At 73.2% G+C, this 13,057-nt stretch carries 10 protein-coding genes; 4 read left to right on the plus strand and 6 right to left on the minus strand.

The features are described from left to right. Nucleotides 1-117: 117 nt before the first annotated feature. Nucleotides 118-2,097, plus strand: coding sequence for a bifunctional metallophosphatase/5'-nucleotidase (locus tag K7C98_RS19060; RefSeq protein WP_224193114.1), 1,980 nt, complete (start codon nucleotides 118-120; stop codon nucleotides 2,095-2,097). A gap of 91 nt (nucleotides 2,098-2,188) precedes the next feature. On the opposite strand, the gene K7C98_RS19065 is transcribed toward K7C98_RS19060, so the two are convergent. From K7C98_RS19065 to K7C98_RS19075, 3 genes are all read right to left on the minus strand, one after another. Then, complete coding sequence (locus K7C98_RS19065; RefSeq protein WP_224193115.1) at nucleotides 2,189-3,412, minus strand: PAS domain-containing protein; 1,224 nt, start codon at nucleotides 3,410-3,412, stop codon at nucleotides 2,189-2,191. Nucleotides 3,413-3,484: 72 nt separating this feature from the next. Then, the gene (locus K7C98_RS19070; RefSeq protein ID WP_224193116.1) at nucleotides 3,485-4,069 is read right to left on the minus strand and encodes a nuclear transport factor 2 family protein; all 585 of its coding nucleotides are present in this window, start codon (nucleotides 4,067-4,069) and stop codon (nucleotides 3,485-3,487) included. Between the two features lie 157 nt (nucleotides 4,070-4,226). Next, nucleotides 4,227-4,844 carry a CAP domain-containing protein gene (locus K7C98_RS19075; RefSeq protein WP_224193117.1) on the minus strand — a complete coding sequence of 206 codons (618 nt, stop codon included), beginning with the start codon at nucleotides 4,842-4,844 and terminating at the stop codon, nucleotides 4,227-4,229. A 196-nt stretch (nucleotides 4,845-5,040) separates the two neighbouring features. Here K7C98_RS19075 and K7C98_RS19080 point away from each other — a divergent pair, with 196 nt between their 5' ends. Together K7C98_RS19080 and K7C98_RS19085 are read left to right on the plus strand one after the other, a co-directional pair. Next, on the plus strand, nucleotides 5,041-6,303 hold the full coding sequence (locus K7C98_RS19080; RefSeq protein WP_224193118.1) for an ankyrin repeat domain-containing protein: 1,263 nt from the start codon (nucleotides 5,041-5,043) through the stop codon (nucleotides 6,301-6,303). 171 nt (nucleotides 6,304-6,474) lie between these two features. Then, complete coding sequence (locus K7C98_RS19085; protein WP_224193119.1) at nucleotides 6,475-8,160, plus strand: vWA domain-containing protein; 1,686 nt, start codon at nucleotides 6,475-6,477, stop codon at nucleotides 8,158-8,160. Between the two features lie 124 nt (nucleotides 8,161-8,284). Here K7C98_RS19085 and K7C98_RS19090 read toward each other — a convergent pair whose 3' ends face one another. Further along, nucleotides 8,285-10,471 carry a YfhO family protein gene (locus tag K7C98_RS19090; RefSeq protein WP_224193120.1) on the minus strand — a complete coding sequence of 729 codons (2,187 nt, stop codon included), beginning with the start codon at nucleotides 10,469-10,471 and terminating at the stop codon, nucleotides 8,285-8,287. 2 nt (nucleotides 10,472-10,473) lie between these two features. Then, a complete protein-coding gene (locus tag K7C98_RS19095; protein WP_224193121.1) occupies nucleotides 10,474-10,818 on the minus strand; it encodes a DUF2304 domain-containing protein in 345 nt (114 codons plus the stop codon). An 87-nt stretch (nucleotides 10,819-10,905) separates the two neighbouring features. Here K7C98_RS19095 and K7C98_RS19100 point away from each other — a divergent pair, with 87 nt between their 5' ends. Continuing rightward, nucleotides 10,906-11,595 carry a glycosyltransferase family 2 protein gene (locus K7C98_RS19100; protein WP_224193122.1) on the plus strand — a complete coding sequence of 230 codons (690 nt, stop codon included), beginning with the start codon at nucleotides 10,906-10,908 and terminating at the stop codon, nucleotides 11,593-11,595. A 78-nt stretch (nucleotides 11,596-11,673) separates the two neighbouring features. Here K7C98_RS19100 and K7C98_RS19105 read toward each other — a convergent pair whose 3' ends face one another. After that, nucleotides 11,674-12,798: a hypothetical protein gene (locus K7C98_RS19105; RefSeq protein ID WP_224193123.1), complete on the minus strand. Its 1,125-nt coding sequence runs from the start codon at nucleotides 12,796-12,798 to the stop codon at nucleotides 11,674-11,676. Between the last annotated feature and the right edge of the window lie 259 nt (nucleotides 12,799-13,057).

Here is a 13,057-nt window from a genome sequence, read left to right on the forward strand (position 1 = left end):
CGCCGCACAAAGGATACGCCGCCGTCTCGGGGCGTTGGCGTGAGCTTGGCTCCGCCGTGACAATTCGCCGCGAGGGCTCGTGGTATGCACGCCGCCGAACTGCGGGAGCAATCACTTATGAGAGCGAGTCTGGCGAATACCCTGCGCGGGCGAATGTGGGCGCTCGCGCTCGTCCTGGGCGGCTGCAGCGGATCGGACACCGGCGATACGGCGACCATGTCGTCGACCAACGACGACACGGCCGCGAGCACGACCGACGAGGCGCCGACGACGGGCGTGCCGACCAGCACCGATCCGACGTCCGGCACGACGACCACGGGCCCGGACACGACCGGCCCCGACACGACGGGCACGGACACGACTGCCACGGACACGACGACGACGACGGGCGGCACGGAGACCACCGAGGGCGTCGAGACGACGACGGAGACGACGAGCGAGTCGACGACGACGACGACCGGCGACACCGACACGACGACCGAAACGACCGGCGGCGACACGATCGTGAAGGTCCAGATCGTCGCGTTCAACGACTTTCACGGCAACCTCGAGCCGCCGGCCGGCAGCAGCGGCAAGATCAAGCTGCCCGACGCGACCTCGGTCGACGCCGGCGGGGCGGCGTTTCTCGCCAGCCACGTGGCCGCCCTGCGCGAGCAGAACCCCAACACGATCGTCGTCTCGGCCGGCGACCTGATCGGGGCGTCGCCGCTGGTGTCGGCGCTGTTCCACGACGAGCCGACGATCGAGCTGATGAACCAGATCGGGCTCGACTACAACGCCGTCGGCAACCACGAGTTCGACGACGGCGCGGCCGAGCTGGTGCGCATGCAGGAGGGCGGCTGCCACCCGGTCGACGGCTGCGCCGACGGCACGCCGTTCGCCGGCGCCGAGTTCCAGTTCCTGGCGGCCAACGTGATCGTCGAGGCGGACCCGCTCGAGACGCTGTTCCCGAGCTACGCGCTGCGCACCGTCGAGGGGGTGCAGATCGCGTTCATCGGCCTCACGCTCGAGGCGACGGGCAAGATCGTGTCGCCCGGCGGCATCGTCGGGCTGACGTTCGCGGACGAGGTGGAGCGGGTCAACGCGCTCGTGCCCGAGCTGCAGGACCAGGGCGTCGAGGCGATCGTGGTCCTGATCCACGAAGGTGGGCTGCAGGGCGCGACCTTCGACGAGTGCCAGGGGATCTCCGGCCCGATCGTCGACATCGTCAACGGCCTCGACGAGGCGGTCGACGTGGTCGTCAGCGGCCACACGCACCAGGCCTACAACTGCGTGATCGCCGACAAGATCGTGACCAGCGCGGCCTCGTTCGGCCGGGTGCTGACCGACATCGACCTCGAGATCAGCGCGGCGACCGGCGACGTCACGGCGGCGACGGCCGCGAACGTGGTCGTCACCCGCGACGCGGCCGACCCGGTGATCCAGGCGTTCGTGGCCATGTACAAGCAGCTGTCGGCGCCGCTGGCGAACGAGCAGATCGGCACGATCACGGCGACGCTCGAGCAGTACCCGTCGGGCGACGAGCCCGGGATGTCGACGATGGGCGCCGTGCTCGCCGACGCGTACCTCGACGCGACCGCGCCGGCGCTGCTCGGCGGGGCCCAGCTCGCGTTCATGAACCCGGGCGGGGTCCGCAACTCGCTGCACTTCCCGGCCTCCGGCGACGAGCCGGCCGACGGCATCGTCACCTACGGCGAGGCGTTCTCGGTCCAGCCGTTCGGCAACAACCTGGTGGTCTTGACCCTGACCGGGGCGCAGATCGACGCGCTGCTCGAGCAGCAGTTCATCGAGGGCGTCGAACCCTACATCTTGCACGTGTCGCAGGGCTTCACCTACAGCTACAGCGAGAGCGCGCCGATCGGCGCGAAGGTCGACCCGGCCAGCATCGAGATCGACGGGGTGGCCATCGACCCCGCGGGCGAGTACCGGGTGGCCACGATCGGCTACCTCGCCGACGGCGGCGACGGCTTCACCGTGTTCATCGGCGGCACCGACCGCGTCGGCGGGGTGACCGACATGCAGGCGCTCAAGGACTACTTCGCCGCTCACTCGCCGGTGTCGCCGCCGGCGCTGGACCGGGTGACCGCGCTGCCCTGAGGGGCGCCGGCGCGACGAGGGACATGCTTGAAAGAGCATGTCCCCTCGTGCATGTCCCCGAGAGCCTGCTCTCGAGGACATGCCCAGACGCTCATGTGCCGGTGCGGGCCGCGGGGCGGGCGGCGAGCGCCTGGATGCAGCGCTGCAGCGCCTCGTGCAGGTTGCGGTAGGTGACGACGCCCGCGAGCTCGACGCCGATCCCGGTGAGCGACTCGGCGACCGCGGGCTGCACGCCGCACAGGACGCCGCGCGCGCCCAGGAGGCCGACGGCGCGGACCAGCCGCAGCAGGTGGTCGCCGGTGACGTCGTCGATGGCGTCGACGCCGGTGAGGTCGAGGATGGCGTAGCGGGCGCGCAGGCGGCCGACCTCGGCGAGCAGGCGCTCCATGATGTGGGCGGTCCGCGCGGCGTCCAGGGTGCCGAGCAGCGGCAGGGTGATGATGTTGTCCCAGACCTGGATGATCGGGGTCGAGAGCTGGCGGATCGCGCTGTCCTGGCGGGCGATGATGTCGATCTGCGCGCGCAGTTCGTCCTCGCGGCGGCGCTGCTCGCTGATGTCGCGGAAGACGCCGTACAGACGCGTGAGCCGGCCGTCCTCGTAGTACGGCAGGCCGGCGGCCTGGACGTGGCGCCGGTTGCCGAGGTGCGTGACGATCTCGAGCTCGAGGTCGTAGGGCTGGCCCTGCATGCAGCGCTCGACGGCCGCCGAGATGACCGGCACGTGCTCGGGGGCGTAGAAGTCGATCGCGGTGGCGAGGTCGGGGACGAAGCCCGGCGGGACCTCGTGGAGCCGGTGGGTCTCCTCGGTCCAGTAGAGCGTGTTCTCGGCGAGGTCGACCTCCCAGCCGCCCACGGCCCCCGCCGCCTGGGTCTGGCGCAGCAGCTCGGTCGCGCGGCGGGAGACCTCCTGCTCGGCGCGCTCGTCGGTGATGTCGCGGACGACGGCGACGACCGAGCCGCGCCCGGGCCCGGTGACGACGACGTCGCTGCGCTCGTGCCACCAGCGCGCGACGCCTGCCACCAGCACGCGGTACTCGATGGTCTGCTCGCCGGCGCTCAGGAGCTGCTCGTGACGCGCCGCGGCCACCCGCTGGCGGTCGTCGGGGTGCACGGCGGCGAGCCAGGTGCCGAGCACGGGCGGGGCGTCGGCGCCGCAGCCGAGCAGCGACCGCACGCGCGCGTCGTAGTGCGCCGGGGCGCCGGCGGCGAGCGGGTCGCCGGCGTCGAGGTCGGTGAATTCGAGGACGGCGGCGCCCGAGAGGTGGAGCGCCCGGGCCATGCGGTCGAGCGATGCTCGTTGCGGTTCGGTGGACATGTCGAGGAAGGTCTTGGAGCGAGCGCAGGCCAGTTCGTTCGTGATCTGGCCCGAAGGACAGATAATCGCCGGTCAGGGCGCCGGCGACTCGAGGCGGAGGAAGCTGATCAAGTAGAGGGTGCGCTTGGAGATCCGCCAGCCCTGCGACGTGCGGACGATGTTGTCGACGTAGGTGCCGTGAGCCAGCTCGACCGCGCCCGCGGGATCGATGACGTGCGTCGCGCTGAGGTACGAGGTCATGGTGCCCGAATTGCCGTCGAGGTCGATGCGGATGTTGCTCATGAGGTGCTGGGTCGAGATGTAGCCGTTGGTCTCGAACACGCCCTGCACGGCGACGGCCCAGGCGTCGGTGCCGACCGCCAAAAGCCCCGGGGGGCCGTTCGGATCGGCGCCGGGGAAGTAGGCGGCGACCTTGGCGCCCGTCGTGAAGCACTCCTTGTAGATCGCCTTGCCGACGGCCAGCTCGCCGCGACCGATCGCGTCGGTGCCCTCGGCGTAGCAGTAGGTGAGGTCGGCGATCTCGGCCCGGTCGGAGAGGCGCTGGCCGGCGTCGCTGCCGCCCTTCTTGGCGTCGGCGACGGGCGTGACGGCGACGGTGGCGAGACAGCTGAGTGCGACGGCGAGGGCGCGTATGAAACGGCGGCGGAAAAGGGTCACGGCGGGCTCCTTGCGGCGATTGTAGCGAGGGGCGGCGGGCCCGCCGATGTGCGCACGAGAGGCGGCGCGTCGCCTGGATCGTCACCTCGTCGCACACGCGGTCCACGAGCTGTGGCACGGCACATGCGGACGGTCTCGACCCGGCGCTCCGGCACGCTCAGTAGGGCTTCTGCCCGAGGAAGTTGCCGGGGGGATCGTAGTTGCAGACCCAGACCTCGCTGTCACCGCAGGTGACCATGGCGCAGCCGAGCCGCTGACTGTCGCGCCACACGACCTGCGTGTAGTGGCCGCACACGCCGCGGCAGCGGCCGGTCCTGGCGTCGTAGTCCGCGACCTCGGCGACCCAGCGCTCGACGACCTGCTCGGGGGTCGCGGCCTGACCGCTGCCGGCGTAGAGGTTCTCGCCGTGACGCTGGGCGTCGGGGCCGGAGCGCGGGCGGTGCTTGAGCGCGCAGCGCTGCTTCTGCAGCTTGTCGGCCCACTTCTGGGCGTAGCGCGCCAGCTCGGGCGACCAGGTGAGCGGGGGGATGCCGAGATCGGCGCGGTGGCGGTTGTGCGCGGCGGTGATGCCCGCGAGCCGGCCGGCCTCGGGATCGGCCGGCGCGGCGGCGGGCTGCTTCGCCGGCGGTCGGCCCGAATCTGCCGGTGCAGGCGGGGTGGACGGAGCATCGTGCGGCGGCGAGGATGGCTCTCGAGACAGGTCGGGCCGGCAGGCGAGCACGAGCGCGACGACGAGCGCGGGCGAGCTGCGGGGCGGGGAGGTCGCGGGCGACACGGCGGGATTGTAGATCGAGCGGCCGGCCGGGCGCGCGGGTGGGCGAGGGCGGCGTCGCCGCGCCGAGGGGGCACAAAATGATTCAGGTGTATCAGAATGATGCACATGAGTAGATCGAAACGATGCACGCGCGGGACGCGGGTGCAGCCGCGGGGCGGCGCGGGGAGTGGCACGCGGCGTGCTCTTCGACCGGGGCATGACCGCCGTCGACTTCTCCACCCGCATGTTCGCGCTCGCGACCACGCTCGAGCGCTCCCCCGCGGACGCCCTGCCGCTCGCGGAGGCGCTCGAGCGCGACCTCCTGGCCGCCCCGACCACCGATCCGATCGAGCTCGGCTGGGTCCGCGACTACCACATCCGCGCGCTCTACCGCCTGGGACGCGACGCCGAGGGGGTGGCGATGCTGATGACGCCGCCGCCGCGGGCGATGTCGATCTCGGCCAAGAACGCGGCGTGGCTGCACTCGGTCGGGGCCGAGATGGCCTTGCGGTCAGGTGCGAAGGCGCAGGTGCGGGCGCTCATCGGCCGCGCGCTGTCGCTGCGGAGCGCCGGCGAGGACGCGGAGGGCTGCAAGATGGCCGTCGGGACAGGTTTCGCGCTGCTGTTCCACGCCGGCGAGCCGGCCGAGGTCGACGCGTGGCTGAGCCACGTCGAGGCGCAGATCGAGGCGACGGCGGGCCGCGAGATCGGCCGGGCGATGGCCGAGGCGCTGGCGGAGGTGGCCCGCGCGCCGGGCTTCCTCGAGGTGCTGCCGAGCGCGGACCGGCGGCGCGCCGAGTGGGCGCTGCACCGCGCGGCGCTCGACGGACAGGTCGAGGAGGTGCGCCGCCTCCTGACCGAGGGCGTGCGGATCGAGGCGCGTCACCCGGCCTGGCCGGGGCTGCCGACGGCCTTGCTGGCGGCGAGCTTCCGCGGACACGCGGCGGTGGTCGAGGAGCTGCTGGCGCGCGGGGCCGACGTGCGCGGTGTCAACGTGCAGGGGCGCACGGCGCTGCACCTCGCGGCCGATCAGGATCACGCGCCGATCGTGGCGATGCTGTGCCGCTCCGGCGCGCCGCTCGACGTGATCGACTCCTGGCGCCAGACGGCGCTGCACGTGGCAGCCTGGCAGGACCGCCGCGACAGCGTGCGCGTGCTGCTGGCGGCCGGCGTGAACACCGAGCTGCGCGACGTCAACGGCGACACGCCGCTGGCGCTGGCGGCGACCGAGCCGGTGCCCGAGGTGGTGCGCGCGCTGTGCCTCGCGGGCGCCGACGTCGAGGCCGTGAACGCGTGCGGGCAGACGCCGCTGATGCGCGCGGCGATGGAGGGCCAGGCGGACACGGCGGCGGCGCTGCTCGAGGTCGGGGCCGATCCGTCGCTCCGCGATCACGCGGGGCGGACCGCGCTCGCGTGGGCCCGCGCCGAGAAGCACCGCGACGTGGCGTCGCTGCTGCGGCGACAGCCCCGCGCCAGTTAACGGCGCGACCGGCGGGCGAGGGCGGATCGAGCTGCCCTGGAGCGCCCGGGTCGGGGATGACGCGGGGGGCGCGAACGCGACACGGCTGTCACGGCGGATCGCGCGCGGCTCGGCGAAGTCGTTGAAATTGCAACGCGCCCTGTCCTTGCATCCGCCGCCCGCCGAGGACCGATGCCGACGACTAACCTTAAAACCCTGTCTCGCCCGCGCACGCTCGCGGCGCTCACCTTGCCTCTCCTCGCCGCGCTCTCGGGCGCGTGCAGCTCGGCGGCCGACCAGTCGGGCGGGGGCGCCACCGCGGCCACCAACCCCGGCACCGACGGCGCGCCGGGCTCGGGGTCGTGGAACCCGGACGAGAGCGGCGGCGACACCGAAGGGGGCTGGGACTCGCAGGGGGCGTCGACCGGCAGCGAGCCCGCGACCACCAGCGCGAGCGGGGGCGACCCGAACGGGACGGGCACCGGCGAGGAGCCGCCGCCGGACGACGGCGACAGCACCTCCGACGCGTCGACCACCGGCGACGACAGCACCACCGGCGAGCCCGCCTGTGACGATCAGACGCCGGTGGTGCTCTACCTGTCGCCCGACGACTCGAACTCGACGTCGTCGCCGGTGCAGGTGCGCGAGGCGGTGCTGTCCGGCTGGGGCTCGCTGTCGTACGTGCCGATCCGGACGTGGGAGTTCCTCAACTACTACTCGTTCGGCTACGACGCGGCGCAGCCGGGCATGGTCACGGTGTTGCCGGAGATCGCCCGCCTCGCCGGGGCCTCGGCCGACGAGTACGTGGTCCAGATCGGCGTCGCCAGCGAGAAGATCGCCAACGCCGACCGCCCGCTGATGAACGTGACCCTGGTGCTCGACGAGTCGGGCTCGATGCAGGGCCCGCCGATGGACCTGCAGATCGAGGTGTGCCGCACGATCGCCGGCAGCCTGCGCGCCGGGGACGTGATCTCCGCGGTCGGCTGGGACACCACGAACGCGATCAAGCTGACGAAGCACAAGGTGACGAAGGCCAACGACCCGGTGGTCCTCGACCTGTGCGACGGGCTCGCCGCGGGCGGCGGCACCGACCTGAACGGCGGGCTCAAGGCCGGCTACGAGCTGGCGCACGCGCAGTTCGACGCGGCGCGGATCAACCGCGTGGTGCTGATCAGCGACGGCGGCGCCAACGCGGGCGTGACCGACATCGACATCATCGCCGGCGGCGCGGGCAGCCAGAACGAGGACGGCATCTACCTCGTCGGCGTCGGCGTCGGCACGCCCGAGACGTACAACGACGAGCTGATGGACACGGTCACCGACGTCGGCCGCGGGGCGTCGCTGTTCATCCCGTCGGTGAACGAGGCCCACAAGATGTTCGGCGAGCGGTTCGTCCAGACCATGGCGGTGGCCGTCCGCGACGTGCGCGTGCGCCTCGACATGCCGCCGGGCTTCTCGATCGTCAAGTTCAGCGGCGAGGAGTACTCCGCCGACCCGGCCGAGGTCGAGCCGCAGCACCTCGCGCCCAACGACGCGATGGTGTTCCACCAGACGGTCGCCACCTGCGCGCCCGCGCTGGTCGACGAGGCCGCCGAGTTCAAGGTCGCCGTGCGCTGGAAGGACCCGATCACGTTCGAGGACCGCGAGACCGAGGTGATCAAGAAGATCCAGGAGTCGGTGGCCGCCGAGTCGCCGCTGCTCAAGAAGGGCGCCGCGGTGTTCGCCTACGCCGAGGGCCTCAAGGCCTGGCGCGAGCAGCCCGAGGCCGCGTCGCTCGACGCGGCGCTGGACGCCCTCGTGGCCGCCGAGGCGGCCCTGCCCGGCGACCCCGACCTGGCTGAGATCCGCTCGGTGCTCGAGGCGCTGAACGGCGTCTGAGCCGGCGCGGCCACGACGGGCCCCGCGGAGCGCGCTCCGCGGGGCCCGCGCTGTCGGCGGTTGTCGCGAAGGACATGACTCGGAGGGCATGGCCGATCGGGCATGTCCCATCAGGCATGCCCTTTCAGGCATGCTCGGAGGGACCTGTCCTGCGCGGCAGGCGGAGCAGGCCGACCAGCACCAGCAGGGCCGTGAGCCCGTACACCGCGAGCGCGGCGCCGAGGCGCGGGGGGCGGTACTCGAGCTCGACGACGTGCCGGCCCGGCCCGACCAGCAGGCCGCGGAACAGGTAGTTGGCGCGCAGCACCGGCGCCGGCGCGCCGTCGACCCGGGCGGTCCAGCCGGACGCCCACGCCTCGTGGACCACCAGCACGCCGGCCGCGGGGGCGTCGACGGTCAGGGCGACGCGGTTGCGCGCGAACTCGTCGAGCGTGGCCGCGACCGGCGCGTGGTCGGGGCGCAGGCCCGCGAGCGCGGCGCGGACGTCGTCGGCGAGCGCGGGCGCCTCGAGCACGGCGGCGCTGCCGGGGGAAAGCGCGGCGAGGCGATCGAGGGCGTCGCCCTCGCGCTCGACCTGCTCGACCCGCGCGGTCCAGTAGGCGAACGGCGCGGCGTCGAGCAGCTCGACCGGCCGCCCGGGGGTCCAGCGCGAGCGCCCGGCGGCGGTGCGCTGGACGGCGAGTCGATGCCCGCCGACGTACCAGCGCACGTTGGCGGCCGCGAGCAGGCCGGCGTGCTCGCGCGCGCGCGCGCGGAAGGCCCGCCAGCGGCGGGTGACGAGGGTGCTGTCGCGGCCGAAGATGTCGCGCACGCCGAGGCGCGCGCCGACGCGCCAGCGCCAGTGCTCGTCGTCGGCGACGCGCCAGCCGAGGGTGTCGTCGAGGGTGGCGATGGCGGCGTCGCGCGCGAGATCGGGCGGCTTCTGGGCGATGGCGTGGATCGATCGCGCCTGCACCTTGAGCTCGAGCAGGACGACGCCGAGGAGGACGGGCGCGGCCGCGCGGCGCAGCCACGGGCGCGCGCTCAGCAGGCCGCCGAGGCACGCGCCGCCGAGAGCGACGAACAGCGCGGCCAGGCCGGTGCTCGCCGGCGCGCGGCTCCACGCCAGCGCGACGAGCAGGCCGAGGCACGCGGGGGCGAACACGAGCGCGAGCCGCCGCGCCAGCGCGCGCCGGCGCCCGGGCTCGGCGCGCACGAGGTCGTCGAGGCCGTGGGCGGCGAGCACGGCGACGAAGAAGGCGAAGCCGAAGAAGTACTGGGCGGGGATCCGCCACAGGCCGAAGCCGGGGACGCGGCGGGCGAGGAACGGGAGGAGCGGCGAGCCGTCGCCGCAGGCGAGCAGGAAGAACAGCAGGGCGCAGGCCGCATGGGTGATCCGCAGGGCGTCGCGGCGGACGGCGAACACCGCGAGCAGGAGGACGACGGCGCCGAGGTAGTGGACGGGCGCGCCAGCGCGCCAGGTGCCGGGGGCGAGCGCGTCGAACAGGTGCAGCGGGGTGGCGGTCGAGAGCACGACCTCGGCGAAATCGAGCTGCTCGCGCACGGTCTCCGGCAGCCAGGCGAGGGTGGCGACGATGTTGGGCAGGGCGAGGCCGACGACGACGCCGAGGGCCAGCGCGCCGGCCCCCGCGACGCGCGCGAGGTGCCGGCGCGCCCGGGGCAGGCCGCGCACGACCAACACGAGCGCGACGAGCAGCACCGGCGCGAGGCCGACGAGGTCGCGGAAGAAGTTGGGCGGGTAGCCGGAGAGGAAGGCCATGGCGGTGGCTGCCCCAAAGGCCAGGCCACTGCGCGGCGAGGCCCGGCGCACCAGCTCGAGGCCGGTGAGCACGAGCCACGGCAGCCACACCGGCGACCACAGGCCGGCCGAGTCCTTGGCCTTGGCGACGCGACCGGACAGGACGAAGGCGCAGCCGCCGAGCGCCTGCGCGGGCGCGGACAGGCCGAGGCGCGCGAGCAGGAGGTGGGTGCCGAGGCCGCCGATGGCGACGTGCAACAAGGTCTTGAGCAGCACGACCCACGGGCCCTCGCCGAACAGCGCGGCCGCCAGCCACACCAGCCAGTTGAACGGGTAGAGCACGCCGGTCTGCGGGTCGGCGAGGAAGTCGTAGCCCCCGCGCTCGTGCGGGTTCCACAGCGGCAGCTCGCCGGCCTGCAAGGCGTGCAGCGGGACCAAAAGGTCGCCCCAGTGCTCGTTGACGGCGTCCCAGCCGAGGAACACCTCGCCGCGGACGATGGCGGGGTGAAACGCGAGGAACACGGCCGCGTACAGGCACGCGAGCCCCAACCCCGCGAGGACCCGCCGCGCCATGATCACGGCTCCGGCGGCGAGGCCGGCGGCGCGGCGCGGTGCGGCTGCAGGGCGAGCTCGCGGACGAGGATCGTCATGCGATCCTCGAGCGTCTTCTGGCCCAGGTAGAGGTTGAAGCACAGGAACAGCAGCACCAGCGAGCTGAGATAGAAGACGAGGTCGACGCCGCGGCCGACGCCGACGGCGTGGGCGCACCAGGTCGAGACGTCGGGGAAGATCACGAGGAAGATGATGCCGGCGAACACCACCGTCATCGCCAGCTTCTGCACCGGTCGCCGCCGCGCTCGCACGAAGAAGTGGAACAGCAGGGCGAGGCTGCCGCCGATGAGCAGGATCTGGATCGCCATGCGGTCGCCGGAGGATCGACCGCGATGCAGCGGATGTCAAACCGCGTCGATTGCTTCGCGACCGGCGGAGCCCGACAATGCCGCCCGATGGCGCCGCCCAGCCCCGCGGACGTGACGATCGTCGTGCCCTGCTACAACGAGGGCCCGGTGATCGGCGAGGTGCTGGCCGAGCTGCGGCGCGCCTGGCCGCACGTGATCGCGGTCGACGACGGCTCGGGCGACGACACGTACGCGCGCCTGCAGGGCACCGGCGCGACGGTGGTGCGCCACGCGGTCAACCTCGGCCAGGGCGCGGCGCTGCAGACCGGCATCGAGCTGGCGCTCCACCGCGGGGCCCGCTACGTGGTGACCTTCGACGGCGACGGCCAGCACCGCGCCGCCGACGTCGCGGCCCTCGTCGCCCCGCTCGCCGAGGGCCGCGCCGACGTCGCGCTCGGCTCGCGCTTCCTCGGCGGCACCGAGGGCATGCCCGCCAGCCGCGGCGTGGTGCTGCGCCTGGCGACCGCGTTCACCCGCGTGGCCGCGGGCCTCGACATCACCGACACGCACAACGGCCTGCGCGCGTTCACGGCCGAGGCGGCCCGGAAGCTGCGGATCACGCAGAACCGCATGGCCCACGCGTCGGAGATCCTGCACGAGATCCGCCGCCTGCGCCTGCGCTTCGTCGAGGTGCCGGTGACGATCCGCTACACCGAGTGGTCGCGCCGCAAGGGCCAGTCGGCCCTCGACGCGCTCAGCATCCTGTTCGACCTGCTGGTCCGGCGGGTCATGGGCTAGTCGAAAGGACATGTGTGAAGGGGCATGTTCGGACGGACATGCCCCTTCGCGCAGACGCGGCGAGGGCCCGAGGGCGGTTCAATTGCCGATCTTGATCCCGGCGCCGGCCTTGGCCTTGCCGCTGCCGCCGCCGCCGACCGAGGCGCCGGCGCTGCCGCCGAACGAGACGCCCGCGCTGCCGCCGACCTTGATGCCGCCGCTGCCGACATTGACGCCGCCGCCGGAGCCGACCTTGATCGCGCCCTCGCTCTTGGCGGAGTGGCTGACGTCGACGCCGGCCTTGGCCTTGGCGCCGGCCTTGGCGGCCGCCTTGACGTCGACGTCGGGCGGATCGACGGCGGCGAGCACCAGCGCCTCGACCTTGATCGCGCCGCGCAGGGCCGCGAGGCGGGCCGCGTCGAGCGAGGCCGAGACGTCGCCGGCGAACTGGGCGGCCCCGTCGGCGCCGAGCTGGATGTCGGCCGGCGAGAGGTGGACGCTGACGTGGGCGGGGCGGGCGACGTCGACGGCCCAGCCGAAGAAGGCGCCGGCCTTGGCGTCGGCGAGGACGACGGCGTCGGCCTTGAAGTCGGCCTTGAAGTCGTGCTCGAACTTGAGATCGGCGGCGCCCTCGACCGCGGCGGAGTAGGTGGCCACGACCTTGATCGCGCCCTCGGCCTCGGCGCGCACGGTGGCGAGGTTGGCGACGAGGACCGCGAGCGAGGCGTCGAGCTTGCTCGAGGGGATCGCCCGGATCTCGAAGTTCACGTCGGCGCCGGCGCGGACCTCGACGACCTGCAGGTAGTCGAGCTTGCCGTCGATGTCGAAGTCGACGCGGTGCGCGGCGCCGCCGGGGGCGTTGAGGAACAGCTCGAGCTCGGCGGCGGTGCGGATGTCGCCCTTGGCCAGGAGCTCGACGACGCCCTTGAGGTCGAAGTCGACGGGGCGGATCGAGACCTCGGTGCCGAGCGCAGCCTCGACCTCGGCGACGGGCTTGAGCGGCACGATGGTGGCCTGCGCCGCAGCTCCGAGCTCGGCGTCGGCGTCGGCCTTCATCTTGGCCGCCGCGTCGGCGACGGCCTTGGTGTCGAGCTGGATGTCGGCCTTCGCGTCGGCCTTGATGTCGGCCCTGGCCTCGGCCTTGCCGCCGCCTTCCGCGGGCTTGGAGTCGCAAGCGAGCAGGAGGACCAGGAGCGCGAGGGGGGTGCGTGTGGTGGCCTTCATGGCCGCAGTATCGCCGAGCCTGCCCATGGGCGCTACCAGGGGTGGATGCGCCGCGCATGGGGCCGCGAGGCCACGAGATGGTGAATTGGACATGTTGATAAGGACATGTCTGAAAGGCGCGTTGCAGCGGTGACGGGGAGCGCGTCGGTCGCTCGCGTGCTCCGAGGGGCCGCAGGCAGACCCGCGAGCGCGGCGTCGGGGCGGGCCCGTGTCGCGGACGAGAATGCATCGCCGCACATCGCAGCATTCGTACTAGACT

This window comes from Nannocystis pusilla (assembly GCF_020073745.1).
GTDB classification, from domain to species: domain Bacteria; phylum Myxococcota_A; class Polyangia; order Nannocystales; family Nannocystaceae; genus Nannocystis; species Nannocystis radixulma.